Raw genomic sequence first — 21,553 nt, forward strand, 5'->3', positions numbered from 1 at the left:
CGGCCTCCCTCCCGGACGGGCGGTTACGGGTGTGCGGGAACCGTCGTGAGCAGCGGCTCGGGCGACGTCTTGCCGGTCGGTGCGCCCATGGCCGTGATCGCGAGGACCAGCGCGAACGCGAGGGCGAGACCGGTCGCGGCGGCGATCAGGGCGCGCATACGGGCCTCCCGGAATCCCGGAGCGAACACATCCCAGGAATCTGATACAGCGTCAGGTTCGGCACCGTAGCAACGGGCGGGCGAGATGAGAACAGGTTGCGCACATGAACAAAGGGCGCCCTGTCCGCCGTGGCGGAAGGGCGCCCTCGGTCCGGTTCCCCGGTGGCTACGCGCTCGGGCTCGCCGACTCCGACGGGGTCGGGCTGGGCGACGTCTCGGCGGCCGCCACCTTCAGCTCGACGGTCAGGGTCGCCCCGCCCGCGGTGTTGATGCGGAGCAGGAACGTGCCGGTGGTGTCGTCGGCGTAGAGCTTGGGCAGCTTGAGCAGGCCGTCGGCGTCCGTCTTCAGGCCGGTGAGGGTGCGCACCGTCTTGCCGTCGGCGTCCTTGAAGTAGGGGCCCTTGTCGTTCTCGGTCGGGTCGTCCGCCGACTTGATGAGGGTGGCGGTGGCCGCGACCTTGTCCGCGACGGCGCCCTTGTAGGTCGCCTTCAGCTCGACCTGGTCGGCGAACTCGCCGCCCGGGGTGCAGGTCAGCGCGGTGTCGCTGGTGCGGGTCAGGGTGTCGGCGGCGCGCTCGGTGACGGTGGCCGTGTAGTCGAGGCCGGCGATCGTGCGGCCGACGACGGTGGCACGGACGACGAACTCGCCCGTGTTCTCTCCCGCCTTCAGCGCCGGCGCCACCGCCTCGCCGGTGCTGCCGGTGAGGGTCGTGGCGTACTTCTCACCGGTGCTGAAGGTGGCGTCGGTGGCGCCGATGATGGTGAAGCGGACCCGGACCTTCGCGATGCCCTTGCCGGCGTCGGTCTCGGCGCGGGTGCTGACCTTCTCGGTGAAGGTGTCGCCCGCCATCGCGGTGAGCTTGGCGGTGCCCGCGTCCTCCAGGTGGTCCACCAGGTCGGTGGGGGTGGGAGGCGGGGTGGTGCTCGGCGGGGTCGTGCTCGGCGGCTTCGGCTTGGGGCTGGAGGAGCCGCCGTTGTCGCCGGGCTTGGGGCTGCTCGGCGCCGACGGGGTCGAAGGAGTCGTCGGGGTGCCGGGCGGCGTCGGGGTCGGGCTCGCGCCCGCCGTGTCGTCGCTGCGGTCGGACGGGAGGGTGCCGGTGCCGTCCGGGATCTCGTGGGTGCCCTTGCGGTAGTACTCCAGCCACGACAGGACGAGGTTGAGGTAGTCCCGCGAGTTGTTGTAGCTGAGGATCGCGCGGTCGAGGTCGCCCTGCGTGGACAGGTCCCAGCCGAAGCGGCAGAGGTAGTGGCCGGCGGCGAGCGCGGCGTCGTAGACGTTGTTGGGGTTCTTCTCGCCGTCGCCGTTGCCGTCGCGGCCGGCCCAGGCCCAGGTGGAGGGGATGAACTGCATGGGCCCGACGGCACGGTCGTAGGAGCTGTCCCCGTCGTAGGCGCCGTTGTCGGTGTCGCTGATGTTCGCGAAGCCGTTGCCGTTGAGCTGCGGGCCGAGGATCGGGGAGAGCGTGTTGCCGTTCGCGTCGACGCGGCCGCCGCGGGCCTGGCCGGACTCGACCTTGCCGATGGCGGCGAGCAGTTGCCACTGCAGGTTGCAGCCGGGCTTGGACTCCCTGAGCGCGGCCTCGGCCTTCTTGTACGCGTCGAGGACGGTCGCGGGGATGCCCGCCTCGCTGGCGCCCGGGGTGACGGGGGTGCTGGTGGTCGGCGAGGGGTTGGGACTGTTGAGCGGCGGCAGGTCCGTGTAGTACGGCGAATTGCCGGTCGCGCTGTCCTCGGCGGGGGGCGTGTCCGCGGAGGGCTGGGTGCCGGTGGTGACCTTTCTGCCGGCGTCGTCGGTCGTCACTCCCGGAGCCTGGGACGCGGCCAGTGCCGCGACCACGACCGCGGCCACCGTGGTGTTCACCGCGCCCTTGCGGAGCCTGCCGAATTGCGCCGCCATGAAATGGACCCCTCCCGTGGACGCCCGAGCGCCCGCCTCTGTCTGCCGGGCTCGCCGTGTCGTGCTCGCCCCTGTAGTGACGATCGACCCGCCGCGACAGTTGCCCTCGCGGCGCACACTTCCGTCGCTGTTCATCTGTTCGGTCGCGTTCCCCCGGCACGGTGACCCAGGCGACCCTACGACAACTTCCTTTGCGGGGGCACCCGTTGGTGCCCGATTTTTACCATTTGGCCACGTGTGAGCCATGGCCTGAGTCATGGGCCGGTCGTCCCGCATACTGGCATCGCCGACGAGCGGGGCAGACCGGCCCCGTCAAGACCCCACGCCAGGAGCCCCGTTGCCGTTCACGCTCAGCCATGCGGCGGCCGTTCTGCCCGCCGTACGCACCGACGGAACCGGCCGAGGCGCACTGATACCCGCCGTGTTGGTGGCGGGTACCTTCTCTCCCGACATGGCCTATTACGCGGCGAGTGTCCTGCCAGAGGCGATGGCGTTCGGCGATGTCACGCACTCGTTCGCGGGCGTGTTCACGGTCGACGTGGTGATCGCCTGGGCACTGGTGGGCCTGTGGCTGCTGCTGCGCGAGCCGCTGGTGGCGCTGCTGCCGGTGGGGCGCAGGGCCCGGGTGGCGACGCTGCTGCGCTGCGGGGCGCCACGCGCGCGTGTACGTCCTTCGCTCGCGGCACGGTGGTACGTCTCGGCCGCGCTCGGGTCGCTGACGCATGTCGTGTGGGACGCGTTCACGCATCTCGACCGCTGGGGGATGCGGGTGTTTCCCGTGCTGGGCGACGAGATCGCGGGGTCGCCGCTGTACTGGTATCTGCAGTACGGCGGTTCGGCGGTCGCCGCGGCCGTCATCGCCGCGTTCGTGGTCGTGGCGCTACGGCGGACTCCCGCGGCCCCGCCGGTCGCGGTGCCGGTCCTTTCCGTACGGGACCGGTGGCTGGCCGGTGCGGTGATCGGCGGGCCGGCCGTGGTGGCGGCGGGGCAGCGGGCGGTGCGCTGGTGGGAGTACTGGGGGTCGACCGCCGAGTACTGGGAGCTGATTCCGACGCTGTGCTTCGGGGCGGGCGCGGGGCTCGTGCTGGGGCTGCTGCTGTACGCCGTGGGCGTCAGGGTGTGGCGTCCGGTCCGGGGCCCTGGTGACGCGGGTGCGGATGCGGGCTCGGGTTCGGATGGGGCCGGTCGGGAGCCGAGCCGTCCTGGGGCTCGCTGAGCGTGGCGGCGGTCGCGATGAACACGGTGACCGTGCGGACGGGGCGGGACCGTGGGAGCCATGTGCGGGCCAGGGCCAGGTAGCTGCGGGCGAGTTCGGCCCAGGCCGGTGCGTGGTGAGGGAGCCGGTGGCGGAAGGTTGCCGCCTTGTGCCGCAAGGTGCTCGTCAGGTCGGCCGGGATGCGGGCGGTGCTTGCGCCGGCGGCGAAGGGTGGGGCCGACGGGTGGGCCGTGGTGGGGGCGTCGCCTGCGGTGTTCGCGTTCGCCGGTGCCGGGGCCGTCCGGCGGTTGAGCGTGCGTATACCCATGACCGCATCCTTACGGGCGGCGGAGGTGGGGGCGCTTTTGCGGGGGCCACGAGAGTGACGGGCCCTCCGGGGGTTGGGCCGGTTCCGCTGCGTCTGCCGGGGTGCGGTTGTGACGGGGCTGCGGGTTGGTTGTGGCCGGTCGCGCAGTTCCCCGCGCCCCTTCAGGGGCGTTGGGGTCCCCGCCTGCCCAAGAGGTCCACGGAGTGCCGGGCCGGTCGGGAGACCGGCCCGGCGTCGAGTTGTGGATCCATCGCCTAGTGGGCTGCCGACTCCCAGTCCGGGCCCGCGCCCACCGAGACGCCCAGGGGGACGCTGAGGTGGACCGCGTTGGACATCTCCCGGCGGACCAGTTCTTCCGTGGCCGCCCGTTCGCCGGGGGCGATTTCCAGGACGATTTCGTCGTGGACCTGGAGGAGCATGCGGGAGGTGAGGTTCGCCTCGCGCAGGGCCCGGTCGACGTTGAGCATGGCGATCTTGACGATGTCCGCCGCCGTGCCCTGGATGGGGGCGTTGAGGGCCATGCGCTCGGCCGCCTCGCGGCGCTGGCGGTTGTCGCTGTTGAGGTCGGGGAGGTAGCGGCGGCGGCCGAAGAGGGTCGCCGTGTAGCCCGTCGCCCGTGCCTCGTCGACGGCGCGGCGCAGGTAGTCCCGTACGCCGCCGAAGCGCTCGAAGTAGGCGTCCATCAGGGCGCGGGCCTCCCCCGCGTCGATGTTCAGCTGCTGTGAGAGGCCGAAGGCCGAGAGGCCGTACGCCAGGCCGTACGACATCGCCTTGATCTTGCGGCGCATCTCCGCGTCCACCGCGTCGGGTTCCACCGCGAACACCTGGGAGGCGGCCGTGGTGTGCAGGTCCTCGCCGGAGGTGAACGCCTCGATCAGGCCCTCGTCCTCGGAGAGGTGGGCCATCACGCGCAGTTCGATCTGGCTGTAGTCCGCGGTCATCAGGGACTCGAAGCCCTCGCCGACCACGAAGCCCCGGCGGATCGCCCGGCCCTCGTCGGTGCGAACGGGGATGTTCTGCAGGTTCGGGTCCGTGGAGGACAGGCGGCCCGTCGCGGCGACCGTCTGGTTGAACGTGGTGTGGATGCGGCCGTCCGCCGCGATCGTCTTGATCAGGCCCTCGACGGTGACGCGCAGCTTCGCCTGTTCGCGGTGGCGGAGCATGATGACCGGCAGTTCGTTGTCGGTCTGGGTGGCCAGCCACGCCAGGGCGTCGGCGTCCGTGGTGTAGCCCGTCTTCGTCTTCTTCGTCCTGGGCAGGGCGAGTTCGCCGAAGAGAACCTCCTGGAGCTGCTTGGGCGAGCCCAGGTTGAACTCGTGCCCGGCCGCCGCGTGCGCCTCCTTCACGGCCTGCTGGACGGCGCCCGCGAACATCTGCTCCATGGCCTCCAGATGGGCCCGGTCGGCCGCGATGCCGTGCCGCTCCATGCGGGCCAGCAGGGCGGAGGTCGGCAGCTCCATGTCACGGAGGAGGTCCGCGGCGCCGACCTCTTCGAGGCGGCTTTCGAAGGCCTCGCCCAGGTCGAGGACCGCGCGGGCCTGGATCATCAGGGCCTCGGCCTCGGCGCCGTCGTCCGCACCGAAGGCCAGCTGGCCGTCGGCCGCGGCGGCGGGGGCCAGCTCGCGGTGCAGGTACTCCAGGGACAGCGCGTCCAGGTCGAAGGAGCGGCGGCCCGGCTTGACCAGGTAGGCGGCGAGCGCGGTGTCCATGCGCACGCCCTCGATGCTCCAGCCGTGCTCGGCGAAGACCCGCATCGCGCCCTTGGCGTTGTGGAAGACCTTCGGCTTGCCGGCGTCGGCCAGCCAGTCCGCGAACGCCTTCTCGTCGGCCTCGTCCAGCTGCGACGGGTCGAACCAGCCGGCCGTGCCGTCGGCCGCGGCCAGGGCGACCTCGGCGACCGAGCCGGTGCCCAGCGCCCAGGTGTCGACGGTGGCCACGCCGAGGAGCGCGCCGCCGTGCCCGGCCAGCCACGGGGCCAGCTCGCCCGTGCCGAGCACCGAGCCGTCCAGCTCGACGCCCTCGGTGACGACCGGGGTGGTCTCGGCCTCCTCGGCGCCGGGGTCGACGCCGAAGAGCCGCTCGCGCAGGGACGGGTTACGGATCTCCAGGGTGTCCAGGACCATCGCGACGGCCTTGCGGTCGTACGGCTCGCGCGCGAGGTCGGGGACGGTCTTGGGCAGCTCGACGCGCCGCTCCAGCTCGGTCAGCCGGCGGTTGAGCTTGACCGCCTCCAGGTGCTCGCGGAGGTTCTGGCCGGCCTTGCCCTTGACCTCCTCGACGCGCTCGACCAGCTCCGCGAACGAACCGAACTGGTTGATCCACTTCGCGGCGGTCTTCTCACCGACGCCCGGGATACCCGGCAGGTTGTCGGACGGGTCGCCGCGCAGGGCCGCGAAGTCGGGGTACTGGGCGGGCGTCAGTCCGTACTTCTCGAAGACCTTCTCCGGGGTGAAGCGGGTCAGCTCGGAGACGCCCTTCGTCGGGTACAGGACCGTCGTGTGCTCGCTGACCAGCTGGAAGGAGTCGCGGTCGCCGGTGACGATCAGGACGTCGAAGCCCTCGGCCTCGGCCTGGGTGGCGAGCGTGGCGATCACGTCGTCGGCCTCGAAGCCGTCGACCGCGAACCGCGAGACGTGCATCGCGTCGAGCAGCTCGCCGATCAGCTCTACCTGGCCCTTGAACTCGTCCGGGGTCTTGGAACGGTTCGCCTTGTACTCGGTGAACTCCGCGGAGCGCCAGGTCTTGCGGGACACGTCGAAGGCCACGGCGAAGTGGGTGGGCGCCTCGTCGCGCAGGGTGTTGGCCAGCATCGACGCGAAGCCGTAGATGGCGTTCGTCGGCTGGCCCGTCGCGGTCGTGAAGTTCTCCGCGGGCAGCGCGAAGAACGCACGGTAGGCCAGCGAGTGCCCGTCCATGAGCATCAGGCGGGGCCGGCTGCCGCCGGGGTGGTTTTCGGTCTGCTTCGATGCTGTCTCTGCCACGCCCCCGATCCTGCCACGCCCCACTGACACTCGGTCCCCATCGGGGTACGGCTCCGGGAACGGGGTGCGCGACGAGGGCGGAGAGGGGCGTGCGGGTGCCGGGCCCCCACCCCCGTTGTCGGTCCCGCGTGCGAGGATCGGAGATGTACCTCACACGTGTACACGAAGGGGAATGCGCGATGGCCACCAAGCCGCCCAAAGGTGATCCGGTTCAGGACGCGCCGCAGGTCGCCGAGCCGCAGCACGCGGCGGCGGGGCTGCCTGCCATCGGCCACACCCTGCGGATCGCGCAGCAGATGGGCGTGAAACGGACCGTGCTGACGCTGCTGAGCGTCAACCAGAAGAACGGCTTCGACTGCCCGGGCTGCGCCTGGCCGGAGCCGGACCACCGGCACAAGGCGGAGTTCTGCGAGAACGGCGCGAAGGCGGTGGCCGAGGAGGCGACCTTGCGCCGGGTCACCCCGGAGTTCTTCGCCGCGCACTCCGTCGCCGACCTCGCCACCAGGAGCGGCTACTGGCTGGGGCAGCAGGGGCGGCTCACCCACCCCATGTTCCTCGCCGAAGGCGGCACGCACTACGAGCCCGTCACCTGGGAGCGCGCCTTCGACATCATCGGCGAGGAGATCACCGCCCTCAGCTCCCCCGACGAGGCCGTCTTCTACACCTCCGGGCGCACCAGCAACGAGGCCGCGTTCCTCTACCAGCTCTTCGCGCGCGAGCTCGGCACCAACAACCTGCCGGACTGCTCGAACATGTGCCACGAGTCGTCCGGGTCGGCGCTGAGCGAGACCATCGGCATCGGCAAGGGCAGCGTCCTGCTGGAGGACCTCCACAAGGCCGACCTGATCATCGTCGCCGGCCAGAACCCCGGCACGAACCACCCGCGCATGCTCTCCGCCCTGGAGAAGGCCAAGGCCAACGGCGCGAAGATCATCAGCGTCAACCCGCTGCCCGAGGCCGGCCTGGAGAAGTTCAAGAACCCGCAGACCCCGCAGGGCATGCTCAAGGGCGCCGCGCTCACCGATCTGTTCCTGCAGATCCGCATCGGCGGCGACCAGGCCCTGTTCCGCCTCCTCAACAAGCTGATCCTCGAGACCGAGGGTGCCGTCGACGAGGAGTTCGTCGGCGAACACACCCACGGCTACGAGGAGTTCGCCGCGGCCGCCCGCGCCGCCGACTGGGACGGGACGCTGACGGCGACCGGCCTCACGCGCGCGGACATCGAGAAGGCCATGGCGATGATCCTCGCCTCGCGGCGCACCATCGTGTGCTGGGCGATGGGCCTCACCCAGCACAAGCACTCCGTGCCGACCATCCGCGAGGTCGTCAACTTCCTTCTGCTGCGCGGCAACATCGGCCGCCCCGGCGCGGGCGTGTGCCCGGTGCGCGGTCACTCGAACGTGCAGGGCGACCGCACGATGGGCATCTTCGAGCGGCCCGCCCCGGCGTTCCTGGACGCCCTGGAGAAGGAGTTCGGCTTCGCTCCCCCGCGCGAGCACGGCTACGACGTCGTACGGGCCATCCGCGCGCTGCGGGACGGCGAGGCGAAAGTCTTCTTCGCGATGGGCGGCAACTTCGTGTCCGCGACGCCGGACACGGACGTCACCGAGGCGGCGATGCGGCGCGCGCGGCTGACCGTGCACGTGTCGACGAAGCTCAACCGCAGCCATGCCGTCACCGGCGCCCGGGCGCTGATCCTGCCGACGCTGGGCCGCACCGAGCGCGACATCCAGGTCGGCCCGAACGGGAAAAGCACAGCGCAGTTCGTGACCGTCGAGGACTCCATGGGCATGGTGCACGCCTCCCGGGGCCGCCTGGAGCCCGCGAGCACGCATCTGCTGTCGGAGCCGGCGATCGTGTGCCGGCTGGCACGCCGCGTGCTGGGCGAGGGCAGCCGCACGCCCTGGGAGGAGTTCGAGAAGGACTACGCGACGATCCGGGACCGTATCGCCCGGGTGATCCCCGGCTTCGAGGACTTCAACGCGCGCGTCGCCCGCCCCGGCGGCTTCACCCTCCCCCACGCCCCGCGCGACGAGCGGCGCTTCCCGACGGCGACGGGCAAGGCCAACTTCACGGCGGCCCCCGTCGAGTACCCGGAGGTCCCCGAGGGGCGGCTGCTGCTGCAGACCCTGCGGTCGCACGACCAGTACAACACCACGATCTACGGCCTGGACGACCGCTACCGGGGCATCAGGAACGGCCGCCGGGTCGTCATGATCAACCCCGAGGACGCACAGCGGCTGAACATCGCCGACGGCTCGTACGTCGACCTGGTCGGCGAGTGGAAGGACGGGATCGAGCGGCGGGCGCCCGGCTTCCGGGTCGTGCACTATCCGACGGCCCGGGGCTGCGCGGCGGCGTACTACCCCGAGACCAACGTCCTCGTGCCGTTGGACGCCACCGCGGACACCAGCAACACCCCGGCCAGCAAGTCCGTCGTCGTCCGTCTGGAACAATCGGCCACCGACTGAGCGTTTGCTCAGTCGACCTCTGCCGACTGAGCACGACGAACGGAGCCGGACCCATGGGCGAGCAGCAGCACGTGAAGTTCCCGCAGGAGGTCATCGACGAGTACGCCGCGCTCGGCGTCGACCTGCCGGCCCTCTTCTCCGCCGGACACCTCGGCACGCGCATGGGTGTCCAGATACTGGAAGCCTCCGCCGAGCGCGTCGTCGGGACCATGCCGGTGGAGGGGAACACCCAGCCGTACGGGCTGCTGCACGGCGGCGCGTCCGCGGTGCTCGCCGAGACCCTCGGCTCGGTCGGCTCCATGATGCACGGCGGGAGCTCCAAGATCGCCGTGGGCGTGGACCTGAACTGCACGCACCACCGGGGTGTGCGCTCCGGGCTGGTGACCGGCGTGGCCACTCCGGTGCACCGGGGGCGCTCCACGGCGACGTACGAGATCGTGATCAGTGACGAGCAGGACAGGCGGGTGTGCACCGCCCGGCTGACCTGCCTGCTGCGGGACGTGCGCCCGGGCGACGGGGAGCACGTCCGCGGGGCGAGCTGAACGCGCCAGGTCGCAGGCGTCGTACACCACCCCTGCAGCCGTCCACAGCCCGCACATAGGGAAAACCCTGGGGAGGCGGTCGCGCCCTTGTCGCGGCCGCCCCCCGGACGCTTCACTTGCCCCACCCCCCACAGGAGAACACCCACGCTCACCTGCAGAAGGGCCGTTCTTTTGTCAGCCATACGCGCCACCGCCGTCACCGCGGCGTCCTGTGCGGCCGTGCTCGCCACCGCACTGCCGTCCTCGGCGATCAACTCGTACAACGCGGCGCCCGCCCCCGAGCGCACCGAAGTCGGCGCACTCGTCGCCACCTGGGACAACGACGCCGACCCCGCGACCCCCGACCGGGTCGACTGGGTCTGCTCCGGCACCATGATCGACGCGGACACCTTCCTGACCGCCTCGCACTGCACCACCGACTGGCCCGAGAACGTCAAGTTCTACGTGTCCCTCGACCAGGACGTGCAGGCCGGCCTCGACGCCGCCGCGAAGAAGTACCCCGGCGACCCGGCCGCCCAGGCGAACGCCGTCGCCGTCCAGGGCGTCGCACACAGTCACCCCGACTACCCGGGCCCCGCCTCCGACACCCACGACATCTCGGTGATCGAACTGCCGGGCGGGTCGGTCAAGGCCCGCTGGACCTTCACCCCGGCCACCCTGCCGACCGCGAACCAGCTCGGCGCGCTCGGCCCGCAGGGGCTGAACTCGACCGACTGGACCGTCGCCGGATACGGCACCCAGGAGGCCCAGCGCGGCCCCGGCGGTCACACCCACCCCGGCGGCGGCGTCCGCATGAAGGCGCCCGTCACCTACAACGCCCTCAACGAGACCTGGGTCCGCCTGGCGATGACCGCACCGCAGGGCAACGGGGGCGCCTGCTACGGCGACTCCGGCGGCCCCAACTTCGCGGTGGTCGGCGGCAGGAGCGTCCTCGCGGCCACCACCATCACCGGCGACGGCCCCTGCTACGCGACGAACGTCGTGTACCGCCTGGACACCCCGAGCGCCCGTGCCTTCCTGTCGCCCTTCGTGAAGCTGCCGTAGCTCCACGGCAGTCGACAGTTTCACCGCGGCCGACGGTTCCATGGCCGGTCGGCGCGGTGCCGGATGCCCGTGACGCCGTTGCTCCGCACCGGCGCCCGGGCATCCGGCACCGCGCGGTCAACCCCCATACATTTCCCCGCCGTTGAACCCGGACGCCCGGCGGCATACCGTCGTGCCATGACGACGGGAGGAGCACGCCGCAAGAGGGCATTGCTCGGACCGGCGCTGCTGGCCGTCGCCCTGACGGCCGGATGCGGCGGCCAGTCGGGCGCCCGGGACGGTGCGAGCGAGACCCGGGCGAGCGCCAACTCGCCCTCCCCGTCGGCGACTTCGCCCGCACAGCTGTGCACGCGGCTCATCGGACACTGGTCGCGCCGGGCACTGAGCGGCGACACGTACGGCGACTACCAGTCGATGGGCCTGTCCGACGGCCAGTACGAGATCCTCCGCCAGGTCGTGGACGCCGCCAGGGCGGAGCGCGGGCACGCGGACGCGACCGCGGCCGACCGGCTCATCGACCGCCGGGCGCGCGAGTTGTGCGAGGAGCGGTACCGAAACGGCGAACCCACCGGAGGGCCATGGGGCTGAGCGAGGCAATACCGATTCCGTTTTTCGTGCCCTATACACGAAAAGCGCCGGAGAACACCCGACACTTTTCCCGGGTGTAACTCTGCGTAATACGGCTGCAATACAGCCCGTGAATCTCCCGTAGTGAGCAACCTTCTCACAAGCCCACCGAGACCGTCAGGTAGCCTTCAGCAACGACCCCGGTAATCACCAAAACATGTGAACACTCGTGAAGACGCTACGCGCGAACGCTGCGAGTTCTCACTATGTGGACAGGGCGAATCGGCTGGAAATCCACTCTTCCCCCCACGGAGTACCGCTCTGTGTTACCCCGTGTCATAACAAGAGCGTCACAGCCTTGGTCAGAGCCTCCTCCATGTTCCCCACACGCGCTTAGAGTCACCGCCAGTCACCGAGCCACCGGATTCGAAGCCACTTCGGCCCAGCGCTCGACTCGGCGCGTTCCATGGGGAGCCGCCGTGCCAGGGAAAGGACCTGATTCGTGCGTCAACGTTCGATCATCGCAATAACCGCCGTGCTCGCGGCGGGATCGCTGACACTCACGGCTTGTGGGTCGCGTGACGAGGGCGGCAACAGCAGCAACGGCGACAAGACCACTGTGGTGATCGGCCTCGACGCCCCGCTGACCGGCGACCTGTCCGCACTCGGCCTCGGCATGAAGAACTCCGCCGACCTCGCCGCCAAGACGGCCAACAAGGAAGAGTTCGTCAAGGGCGTCGAGTTCAAGATCGAGCCGCTCGACGACCAGGCGCAGCCCTCCGTCGGCCAGCAGAACGCCCAGAAGTTCATCAGCAACAAGGACGTCCTCGGCGTCGTCGGCCCGCTGAACTCCAGCGTCTCCCAGCAGATGCAGAAGCCGTTCAACGACGCCGGCCTGACCCAGATCTCCCCGGCCAACACCGGCACCGAGCTCACCCAGGGCGACGGCTGGAAGACCGGCGACTCGGTCCGCCAGTTCAAGACGTTCTTCCGCACCGCCACCACGGACGAGATCCAGGGTGCCTTCGCCGCCGACTACCTGTACAACCAGGCGAAGATCAAGAAGGTCTACCTGATCGACGACCAGAAGACCTACGGTGCGGGCCTCGCCGCCTCCTTCAAGGCGAACTTCACCAAGTTCGGCGGCCAGATCGTCGGCAGCGACCACATCAACCCCGACGACCGTGACTTCAACGCCGTGGTCGCCAAGATCAAGAAGACCGGCGCCGAGGCGCTGTACTACGGCGGCGAGTACCCGGCCGCGGCCCCGCTGAGCCAGCAGCTCAAGGACAGCGGCCAGAACATCCCGCTCATGGGCGGCGACGGCATCTACTCCGGCGAGTTCCCGAAGCTGAACAAGAAGGCCGAGGGCGACCTCGCCACCTCCGTCGGCGAGCCCGTCGAGAAGCTCGACTCCGCCAAGACGTTCATCAAGAACTACGAGGCGGCCGGCTACGAGGACGACTACGAGGCCTACGGCGGCCTCACCTACGACGCCACCTGGGCCATCATCGAGGCCGTCAAGCTGGCGGTCGAGGGCAACGACGGCAAGGTCCCGTCCGACGGCCGCAAGGCGGTCCTGGACGCCATGGCGAAGGTCAAGTTCGACGGCGTCACCGGCGGCATCTCCTTCGACGAGTTCGGTGACACCACCAACCACACCATGACCGCGTACAAGGTCAAGAGCAACGCCTGGGTGCCGGAGTTCAGCGGCGAGCCCAAGCTTGGCTGAGCAGAGGACGAGTAAAGAGCACTCCCCCAACACACATTGATCCAGGCCGCGCGGGAACGCCCACCAGCGCTCCCGCGCGGCGCCATATCCGAACCACTCCACGGAGGCCCTGCGGTGAACGAACTGCCGCAACAGCTGGCCAATGGACTCATCCTCGGCGCGATGTACGGACTCATCGCGATCGGCTACACGATGGTCTACGGCATCGTCCAGCTCATCAACTTCGCCCACGGCGAGATATTCATGGTCGGGGGCTTCGGCGCCCTGACCGTCTGGTTGGTTCTCCCCGAAGGCTTCGGCCTCGCCGCCGCCGTCCCGCTCATGATCATCGGCGGCATCCTCGTCTCGGTCGCGGTCGCCACCGCGGCGGAACGCTTCGCCTACCGGCCACTGCGCACAGCGCCACGGCTGGCCCCACTCATCACCGCCATCGGCCTGTCCATCGTCCTTCAGCAGGCCGTGTGGATGTGGTACCCGGACGCGAAGAAGGACCAGCCCTTCCCGCAGTTCGAAGGCGGCCCGATCGACGTCCTCGGCGCCAACATCCAGCGCGGTGACCTCTTCGTCCTGATCGCCGCCCCGCTGTGCATGCTCGCCCTCGGCCTCTTCGTCACGAAGACGCGCTCCGGCCGCGGCATGCAGGCCACCGCCCAGGACCCCGACACCGCCAAGCTGATGGGCATCAACACCGACCGCATCATCGTCATGGCCTTCGCCATCGGTGCCGCGTTCGCCGCCATCGCCGCCGTCGCCTACGGCCTGAAGAACGGCCAGGTCGGCTTCCGCATGGGCTTCCTGATGGGCCTCAAGGCCTTCACGGCGGCCGTCCTCGGCGGCATCGGCAACATCTACGGCGCCATGCTCGGCGGCGTCGTCCTCGGCGTCGCCGAGTCCCTCGCCACCGGCTACATCGGCGACCTCCCCGGCATGGAACTCTTCGGCGGCGGCGCCTGGAAGGACGTATGGGCGTTCGCCCTGCTCATCCTCGTCCTCCTGTTCAGGCCACAAGGCCTGCTCGGCGAACGCGTCGCGGATCGGGCGTGATACCCATGACCACCGACATCCCCATGGACAAGAGCAACGACACCACCAAGGTGTCCACCGCACCGGCCACCCCGATCATCCCCCTGCCGCAGGCCGCGGCACGCGCGCTGACCGTCGCCGGCTCCGCCGTCGCCCTCATAGGCACCTTCCTCGCCTGGACCTGGACCGACGAATTCCCCGGCAACCTCACCGTCACCGGCTACCCCGGCGGCCTCCAGGTCCTCACCCTCGTCGGCTCCGTGCTCACCCTGCTGTTCGCCCTCTCCGGCTACGGCATCCCCGGCCTGCGCTGGCTCACCCCCGGCGGCAAGAACAGCCCCGTCCTGCTCGCCGCCCTCGGCGTGTTCGGCACCACCGGCTACGCCATGGGCGCGATCAGCCAGGAGCTCGGCGGCCTGGTCAACCTGGAACCCGGCGCCTGGGTCTCCGGCATCGGCGCACTCGTCGCCCTGATCGGCGCCCTCGGCCTCCCGGTCGACCAGCCCTACGACGCGGGCGACCCGACCCCCAACCTCTGGGGCCGGATCCGCCACTCGCTCACCGCACCCGAACCCGCCCGAGCCAAGGACCTGCCCTCCTGGGCCGAGATCCTGATCATCGCCGCCGGATTCGGCGTCGGCCTGTACGTCTTCGCATACGGCATCGGCACCGAGTACTCCGAGCTGTTCATCGGCTTCCTGATCCTCACCGCCTTCGGCTTCACCGCCGTGACCCGCGCAGGCCTCCTCAAGCGGCTCTCGCACCTCACCGCCAAGCACCGCAACGTGGCCATGGCAGCGGCCTTCGTCGCGGCGATCTGCTTCCCGTTCACCCAGACCAACGACCAGTTCGCCCTCATCGGCGCGAACATCCTGATCTTCGCCACGGTCGCCCTGGGCCTCAACGTCGTCGTCGGCCTCGCCGGCCTCCTCGACCTCGGATACGTCGCCTTCCTCGGCGTCGGCGCCTACGCCGCCGCCCTGGTCTCCGGCTCCCCGCAGTCGAGCATCGGCGTCGAATTCCCGTTCTGGGCGGCCGTCCTCACCGGCGCCGCCGCCTCGCTGATCTTCGGCGTGGTGATCGGAGCCCCGACCCTGCGACTGCGCGGCGACTACCTCGCCATCGTGACGCTCGGCTTCGGTGAGATCTTCCGCATCACCATGAACAACCTCAACGGCAACAGCGGACCGGACGTCACCAACGGCTCCAACGGCATCCCCAACATCCCGGACCTGGAGATCTTCGGGTTCAACCTCGGGCTGCCGCACGACGTCCTCGGAACCGAGCTCACCCGCTCCGGCAACTACTACCTGCTGATGCTGCTGTGCACGGCCATCGTCGTCCTGGTCTTCCGCCGCTCGGCGGAATCCCGCATCGGCCGCGCCTGGGTCGCCATCCGCGAAGACGAGACCGCCGCCACCGCGATGGGCATCAACGGCTTCCGCCTCAAGCTCCTCGCCTTCGCACTCGGCGCCTCCCTCGCCGGCCTCGCCGGCACCGTCCAGGCGCACGTGTCCTACAGCGTCACGCCCGAGCAGTACCAGTTCGCCGGCTCCGTGCCGCCGAACTCGGCCTTCCTGCTCGCCGCCGTCATCCTCGGCGGCATGGGCACCATCAGCGGCCCGCTGATCGGCGCCGCGCTGCTCTACCTGATCCCGGCCAAGCTCCAGTTCATGGCGGAGTACCAGCTGCTGCTCTTCGGCATCGCACTGATGCTGCTGATGCGCTTCCGTCCCGAGGGCCTGGTCGCCGACCGCAGGAAGCAGCTCGAATTCCACGAGACCGGACAGCTCGACGTACCAGAGGACAAGCCATTGCCCGAAGGCGCGACCGGCGTCGCGAAGGCAGGGGCGTGACCGCCATGACCACCACCACGACAACAGCCACCGCCACGACAGTGCTCGACGCGAGCGGTGTCACGATGCGCTTCGGCGGCCTGACCGCCGTACGCGACGTCGACCTCACCGTGAACACCGGCGAGATCGTCGGCCTCATCGGCCCCAACGGCGCCGGCAAGACGACCTTCTTCAACTGCCTCACCGGCCTCTACGTGCCGACCGAGGGCAAGGTCGCCTACAAAGGCACCGTCCTGCCGCCCAAGCCCCACCTGGTCACCCAGGCCGGCATCGCCCGCACCTTCCAGAACATCCGGCTCTTCGCCAACATGACCGTTCTGGAAAACGTGCTGGTCGGACGGCACACCCGCACCAAGGAAGGCCTCTGGTCGGCCCTCCTGCGCCTGCCCGGCTTCAAGAAGGCCGAAGAAGAGTCCCGCGCCCGAGCCATGGAACTCCTCGAGTTCACCGGCCTCGCCGCCAAAGCCGACCACCTCGCCCGCAACCTGCCCTACGGCGAACAGCGCAAGCTGGAAATCGCCCGGGCACTCGCGAGCGAACCCGGCCTGCTCCTCCTCGACGAACCCACCGCAGGCATGAACCCGCAGGAGACCCGAGCGGCCGAGGAACTCATCTTCGCCATCCGGGACAAGGGCATCGCCGTCCTCGTCATCGAACACGACATCCGGTTCATCATGAACCTCTGCGACCGGGTCGCCGTGCTCGTCCAGGGCGAGAAGATCGTCGAGGGCCCCGCCGAGGTCGTCCAGGCCGACGAACGCGTCATCGCCGCCTACCTGGGCACGCCCTTCGAGGGCGCCCCCGGCGAGGCGGAAGCCGCCGAAGTCGAAGCCGCGGAGGCCGACGCGCAGAGCAGCACGGAAGGAGACGACAAGTGACCGCACTGCTCGAGGTCGAGGACCTCAGGGTCGCCTACGGCAAGATCGAAGCCGTCAAGGGCATCTCGTTCAAGGTGAACGCGGGCGAAGTCGTCACCCTCATCGGCACCAACGGCGCCGGCAAGACCACCACCCTGCGCACCCTGTCGGGCCTCCTCCAGCCGCTGTCCGGCGACATCCGGTTCGACGGCAAATCGCTGAAGAAGATCCCCGCCCACAAGGTCGTCTCACTGGGGCTCGCCCACTCCCCCGAGGGACGGCACATCTTCCCCCGCATGACCATCGAGGACAACCTCCGCCTCGGCGCGTTCCTACGCACCGACAAAGAGGGCATCGAGAAGGACATCCAGCGCGCCTACGACCTGTTCCCCATCCTCGGAGAGCGCCGCAAGCAGGCCGCGGGCACCCTCTCCGGCGGCGAGCAGCAAATGCTCGCCATGGGCAGGGCACTGATGTCCCGACCGAAGCTGCTCATGCTCGACGAGCCCAGCATGGGCCTCTCCCCGATCATGATGCAGAAGATCATGTCCACCATCCAGGAGCTCAAGTCCCAGGGCACCACCATCCTGCTCATCGAGCAGAACGCCCAGGCCGCGCTCTCCCTGGCCGACCACGGCCACGTCATGGAGGTCGGCAAGATCGTCCTCTCCGGCAGCGGACAGGACCTCCTGCACGACGAGTCCGTGCGGAAGGCATACCTGGGCGAGGACTGACGCCCACGCATACGGGCGAGGCCCGCGTCCCCTTCCGGGGGCGCGGGCCTCTCTCATGCGGTCGGGCGCGTCAGCCCTTGCCGGCCTTCTTCTCCTCGGCGTCCTGAATGACCGCCTCGGCGACCTGCTGCATCGACATCCGGCGGTCCATCGACGTCTTCTGGATCCACCGGAACGCGGCGGGCTCGGTCAGCCCGTACTCCGTCTGCAGGACAGACTTCGCCCGGTCCACCAGCTTCCGCGTCTCCAGCCGCAGCGTGAGGTCGGCGACCTCCTTCTCCAGCTCCTTCAGCTCCGTGAACCGCGACACGGCCATCTCGATCGCCGGCACCACGTCACTCTTGCTGAACGGCTTGACCAGATACGCCATCGCACCGGCGTCCCGCGCCCGCTCCACGAGGTCACGCTGCGAGAACGCCGTCAGCATCAACACCGGCGCGATGCTCTCCTCGGCGATCTTCTCAGCCGCCGAAATACCATCCAGCTTCGGCATCTTGACGTCGAGAATGACAAGGTCGGGCCGGTGCTCACGGGCCAGCTCCACGGCCTGCTCACCATCACCGGCCTCACCGACGACGGTGTACCCCTCCTCTTCGAGCATCTCTTTGAGATCGAGCCGGATCAGCGCCTCGTCCTCGGCAATGACGACACGGGTCGTCAGCGGAGGCACGTGCGACTTGTCGTCGTCGGGCGCGTCTACGGGCTGGGGCGACTCGGGGGCGGTCACGGGGGCTCCTTGTTGCGGGCCGGGCAGTGCTACTGCGTAAGAAGCCTACCCAGAGGCGGGGAGCTGCGATGACCCGGTATGCTTCCCGACAGCCCACCAACTTGCCCGGTTGGAGGAACTGGTCAGACTCGCGGCACTCAAAATGCCGTGCCCTTTGGGCATGTGGGTTCGAATCCCACACCGGGCACCTTCAGGGAGAAGCGGATGCTCACGTTCTCGTGAACATCCGCTTTTTCGCATCCTCAGTTACGATCAGTGACGCAGAGTGTCCGCATGAACTTTCACGGCACTGAAGTTCGACAGAGGGCTCTGACACTGCTGCGTAACGGCGCAAGGAACGCAGACGTCGCCCGGCAGCTCAACGTTCCCGCCGGGACGATCGGCAAGTGGCTTCACCTGGACCGGTCGAAGCGCGGCGAGTGCCCTGGTAGGAAGCCTCCGAAGTGCCCCCGATGCGACGGCCGCCCTCTCGATCAAGGCGCCTACTCCTACCTTCTCGGCCTCTACCTCGGGGACGGCTACATCGTCCAGTGGTCCGGAAGCAGAACCCCAAGCCTCATCATCACCTGCGACAACGCTTGGCCCGGCCTGATGGACGAGTGCGAGCAAGCCATGCACTCAGTCTTCCCCAACAACGCTGTGTGCCGGTCGCCCAAGGAGGGGTGCCACGATGTGAAGCTCTCCTCCAACCACCTGCGCTGCATGTTCCCCCAGCATGGCCCCGGCAAGAAACACGAACGCCCCATCGCCCTCGAACCCTGGCAACAGGAAATCGTCGACACCTACCCCTGGGAATTCATCCGGGGCCTCATCCACTCCGACGGCTGTCGCATCACCAACTGGGCGACTCGCCTCGTTGCGGGTGAGCGGAAGCGCTACGAGTACCCCCGATACTTCTTCACCAACCTGTCGGGCGACATCATGCGCCTCTTCACCGAGACCCTGGACTACGTTGGTGTCGATTGGCGGCATGCGAACCCGCGCAACATCTCCATCGCCCGCAAAGCCTCCGTAGCCCTAATGGACACGCACGTAGGCCCGAAGCACTAACCGCAAAGGGCCCCTCCTCAAGAGGGGCCCTCGCCCGCTACTTCGGACTGTCGTCCTCCCCGATGTGATGCACCCGCACCATGTTCGTCGAGCCCGACACCCCCGGAGGCGACCCCGCCGTAATAACCACCGTGTCGCCCTTCTTGCAGCGGCCGTACTTCAGCAACAGCTCATCCACCTGGTCGACCATCGCGTCCGTCGACTCCACGTGCGGGCCCAGGAACGTCTCCACGCCCCAGCTCAGATTCAGCTGCGACCGCGTCGCCGGCTCCGGCGTGAACGCCAGCAACGGGATCGGTGACCGATACCGGGACAGGCGGCGGGCCGTGTCGCCGGACTGGGTGAAGGCGACCAGGAACTTCGCGCCCAGGAAGTCGCCGATCTCGGCGGCCGCGCGGGCGACCGCGCCGCCCTGGGTGCGGGGCTTGTTGCGTTCCGTGAGGGGCGGGAGGCCCTTTGCGAGGATGTCTTCCTCTGCGGCCTCGACGATCTTCGCCATCGTCCGGACCGTCTCGATCGGGTACTTGCCGACGCTGGTCTCGCCGGAGAGCATCACTGCGTCCGTGCCGTCGATGACGGCGTTCGCGACGTCCGACGCCTCGGCCCTCGTCGGGCGGGAGTTGTCGATCATGGAGTCGAGCATCTGGGTGGCGACGATGACCGGCTTGGCGTTGCGCTTGGCCAGTTTGATGGCGCGCTTCTGGACGATCGGGACCTGCTCGAGTGGCATTTCCACGCCCAGGTCGCCGCGGGCGACCATGATGCCGTCGAAGGCGGCGACGATGTCGTCGATGGCGTCGACGGCCTGTGGTTTCTCGACCTTGGCGATGACCGGGAGGCGGCGGCCTTCCTCGTCCATGATGCGGTGGACGTCCTCGATGTCGCGTCCGGAGCGGACGAAGGACAGTGCGATGACGTCGAAGCCTGTGCGCAGGGCCCAGCGCAGGTCGGTCTCGTCCTTCTCCGACAAGGCCGGTACCGACACGGCGACGCCGGGGAGGTTCAGGCCTTTGTGGTCGGAGACCATGCCGCCTTCGACGACGGTGGTGTGGACGCGTGGGCCGTCGACGGAGGTGACCTCCAGGCAGACCTTGCCGTCGTCGACGAGGATGCGTTCGCCGGGGGTGACGTCGTCGGCGAGGCCGGGGTAGGTGGTTCCGCACTGGTGGCGGTCGCCTTCCGCGCCGTTGTCCACGGTGATGGTGAAGGTGTCTCCGCGTTCAAGGAGTACGGGTCCTTCGGTGAAGTGGCCGAGGCGGATCTTCGGGCCTTGAAGGTCGGCGAGGACGCCGACGCTGCGGCCGGTCTCGTCGGAGGCCTTGCGCACGCGCTGGTAGCGCTCCTCGTGATCGGCGTGGTCGCCGTGGCTGAGGTTGAATCGTGCGACGTCCATTCCGGCGTCGACCAGTGCCTTTATCTGGTCGTACGAGTCGGTGGCGGGTCCCAGGGTGCAGACGATTTTCGCTCGGCGCATGTTTCGACTCTATGACTTACCGGTGGGTAGAGAATTGGTCCGGCGTGACTACTCAACAACCTTTGCGTGAAGGGCTATTGACAAGGGTTGAATTGTGCGGCGGGGTGCTCCGATGAGCGTTCGAAACATCCCGCCGGGGTTGTTCACAGGCCGGGGTCATTTCACAGTTGCGGCGGCGTCATCGTGAATCGCGCGTTCACCTGGGCGTGGACGTGCTGCCGTTCGGGTTCGAGGTCGAGCGGGGCTGCGGCGGTGTCCTCGGCGGTGGCGTAGGCCATGGAGCGCATTCGGCCGCCGGGGGCCTGCGGGTAGGGGGCGTTCTCCGCGCCGATGTCGGCGAGTTCCACCAGCGCGGCCAGGGAGCTCCCCAGCGCCTCCGCGTACTCCCGCGCGCGCTGTACCGCTTCCCGAACCGCCTGTTGCCTCGCTTCCCGGTGGGCCGGCGAGTCGGGGCGCAGGGCCCACCAGGGGCCGTCCACGCGGGTGAGGTCCAAGTCGGCCAGTCGTGTGGTGAGTTCGCCGAGTGCCGTGAAGTCGGTCAGTACGGCGGTGATGTGGACGCGGCCGTGGTAGGCGTGGACGCGTTCGCCGCGGCCTTTGTCCTTGAGTTCGGGGCTGATGGAGAAGGCGCCGGTCTCCAGGCGTTCGACGGCGTCGCCGTAGGTCTTGATGAGGTCGAGGACGGTGGTGTTGCGGCGGGTGAGGTCGTCGAGGGCGGCGCGTCGGTCCTTGCCGCGGGAGGCGACCGTGACGCCGATCCGGGCGATCTCCGGGTCGACCTCCAGGTGGGCTTCGCCGCGGACGGCGATGCGGGGGGCGTCGGGGGTGCCGTAGGGGACGGCGGGCTGTGGGTCGTCCGTTGCGGGGCTGGTCATACGTCCCACTCTGTCACCCCTTGGCGCGTTAGGGGCCCGGGA

General features: G+C 69.2%; 17 protein-coding genes and 1 tRNA gene. 12 read left to right on the forward strand and 6 right to left on the reverse strand.

Features of this window, described 5'->3' with window-relative positions:
* Window positions 1-23 precede the first annotated feature (23 nt).
* Both EJ357_RS11695 and EJ357_RS11700 read right to left on the reverse strand, forming a co-directional pair.
* Window positions 24-158, reverse strand: a complete 135-nt coding sequence (locus EJ357_RS11695) for an SPW_0924 family protein (protein WP_126391296.1) — start codon at window positions 156-158, stop codon at window positions 24-26.
* Window positions 159-324: 166 nt separating this feature from the next.
* Complete coding sequence (locus EJ357_RS11700; RefSeq protein WP_126391298.1) at window positions 325-2,055, reverse strand: lytic transglycosylase domain-containing protein; 1,731 nt, start codon at window positions 2,053-2,055, stop codon at window positions 325-327.
* Between the two features lie 337 nt (window positions 2,056-2,392).
* On the opposite strand from EJ357_RS11700, the gene EJ357_RS11705 reads away from it, so the two are divergent.
* A complete protein-coding gene (locus EJ357_RS11705; RefSeq protein WP_126391300.1) occupies window positions 2,393-3,271 on the forward strand; it encodes a DUF4184 family protein in 879 nt (292 codons plus the stop codon).
* Between the two features lie 561 nt (window positions 3,272-3,832).
* On the opposite strand, the gene polA is transcribed toward EJ357_RS11705, so the two are convergent.
* A complete protein-coding gene (gene polA / locus EJ357_RS11715) occupies window positions 3,833-6,559 on the reverse strand; it encodes a DNA polymerase I (protein ID WP_126391304.1) in 2,727 nt (908 codons plus the stop codon).
* Window positions 6,560-6,738: 179 nt separating this feature from the next.
* Here polA and EJ357_RS11720 point away from each other — a divergent pair, with 179 nt between their 5' ends.
* From EJ357_RS11720 to EJ357_RS11760, 9 genes are all read left to right on the forward strand, one after another.
* Window positions 6,739-9,030, forward strand: a complete 2,292-nt coding sequence (locus EJ357_RS11720; RefSeq protein WP_126391306.1) for an FdhF/YdeP family oxidoreductase — start codon at window positions 6,739-6,741, stop codon at window positions 9,028-9,030.
* A 53-nt stretch (window positions 9,031-9,083) separates the two neighbouring features.
* Window positions 9,084-9,572, forward strand: a complete 489-nt coding sequence (locus EJ357_RS11725; RefSeq protein WP_126391308.1) for a hotdog fold thioesterase — start codon at window positions 9,084-9,086, stop codon at window positions 9,570-9,572.
* Between the two features lie 171 nt (window positions 9,573-9,743).
* Complete coding sequence (locus EJ357_RS11730; RefSeq protein WP_175647371.1) at window positions 9,744-10,616, forward strand: trypsin-like serine protease; 873 nt, start codon at window positions 9,744-9,746, stop codon at window positions 10,614-10,616.
* A 177-nt stretch (window positions 10,617-10,793) separates the two neighbouring features.
* A complete protein-coding gene (locus EJ357_RS11735; protein ID WP_126391311.1) occupies window positions 10,794-11,204 on the forward strand; it encodes a hypothetical protein in 411 nt (136 codons plus the stop codon).
* Between the two features lie 481 nt (window positions 11,205-11,685).
* Window positions 11,686-12,915: a branched-chain amino acid ABC transporter substrate-binding protein gene (locus EJ357_RS11740; protein ID WP_407698480.1), complete on the forward strand. Its 1,230-nt coding sequence runs from the start codon at window positions 11,686-11,688 to the stop codon at window positions 12,913-12,915.
* Between the two features lie 114 nt (window positions 12,916-13,029).
* The gene (locus tag EJ357_RS11745) at window positions 13,030-13,959 is read left to right on the forward strand and encodes a branched-chain amino acid ABC transporter permease (protein WP_126391313.1); all 930 of its coding nucleotides are present in this window, start codon (window positions 13,030-13,032) and stop codon (window positions 13,957-13,959) included.
* 23 nt (window positions 13,960-13,982) lie between these two features.
* Window positions 13,983-15,794 carry a branched-chain amino acid ABC transporter permease gene (locus EJ357_RS11750; RefSeq protein WP_126399380.1) on the forward strand — a complete coding sequence of 604 codons (1,812 nt, stop codon included), beginning with the start codon at window positions 13,983-13,985 and terminating at the stop codon, window positions 15,792-15,794.
* Between the two features lie 5 nt (window positions 15,795-15,799).
* Entirely contained in the window at window positions 15,800-16,672 is an 873-nt protein-coding gene (locus tag EJ357_RS11755; RefSeq protein WP_126391315.1) for an ABC transporter ATP-binding protein, read from the forward strand.
* Window positions 16,669-17,385, forward strand: coding sequence for an ABC transporter ATP-binding protein (locus tag EJ357_RS11760; protein WP_126391317.1), 717 nt, complete (start codon window positions 16,669-16,671; stop codon window positions 17,383-17,385). Before EJ357_RS11755 ends, EJ357_RS11760 begins: the two co-directional genes overlap by 4 nt.
* A gap of 70 nt (window positions 17,386-17,455) precedes the next feature.
* On the opposite strand, the gene EJ357_RS11765 is transcribed toward EJ357_RS11760, so the two are convergent.
* Entirely contained in the window at window positions 17,456-18,112 is a 657-nt protein-coding gene (locus tag EJ357_RS11765; RefSeq protein ID WP_126391319.1) for an ANTAR domain-containing response regulator, read from the reverse strand.
* A gap of 103 nt (window positions 18,113-18,215) precedes the next feature.
* Between EJ357_RS11765 and EJ357_RS11770 the strand changes: the two genes are divergently transcribed.
* Both EJ357_RS11770 and EJ357_RS11775 read left to right on the forward strand, forming a co-directional pair.
* Window positions 18,216-18,299: transfer RNA gene (locus tag EJ357_RS11770), tRNA-Leu, on the forward strand.
* An 86-nt stretch (window positions 18,300-18,385) separates the two neighbouring features.
* The gene (locus tag EJ357_RS11775) at window positions 18,386-19,162 is read left to right on the forward strand and encodes a helix-turn-helix domain-containing protein (RefSeq protein WP_126391321.1); all 777 of its coding nucleotides are present in this window, start codon (window positions 18,386-18,388) and stop codon (window positions 19,160-19,162) included.
* A 37-nt stretch (window positions 19,163-19,199) separates the two neighbouring features.
* Here the strand turns inward: EJ357_RS11775 and pyk are convergent, their stop codons facing one another.
* Both pyk and EJ357_RS11785 read right to left on the reverse strand, forming a co-directional pair.
* Window positions 19,200-20,636 (reverse strand): pyruvate kinase, encoded by a 1,437-nt coding sequence (pyk, locus tag EJ357_RS11780; RefSeq protein ID WP_126391323.1) that lies wholly within the window; start codon window positions 20,634-20,636, stop codon window positions 19,200-19,202.
* 161 nt (window positions 20,637-20,797) lie between these two features.
* Window positions 20,798-21,511 (reverse strand): SIMPL domain-containing protein, encoded by a 714-nt coding sequence (locus tag EJ357_RS11785; protein WP_126391325.1) that lies wholly within the window; start codon window positions 21,509-21,511, stop codon window positions 20,798-20,800.
* Between the last annotated feature and the right edge of the window lie 42 nt (window positions 21,512-21,553).

The organism is Streptomyces cyaneochromogenes, from assembly GCF_003963535.1.
GTDB classification, from domain to species: Bacteria; Actinomycetota; Actinomycetes; order Streptomycetales; family Streptomycetaceae; genus Streptomyces; species Streptomyces shaanxiensis.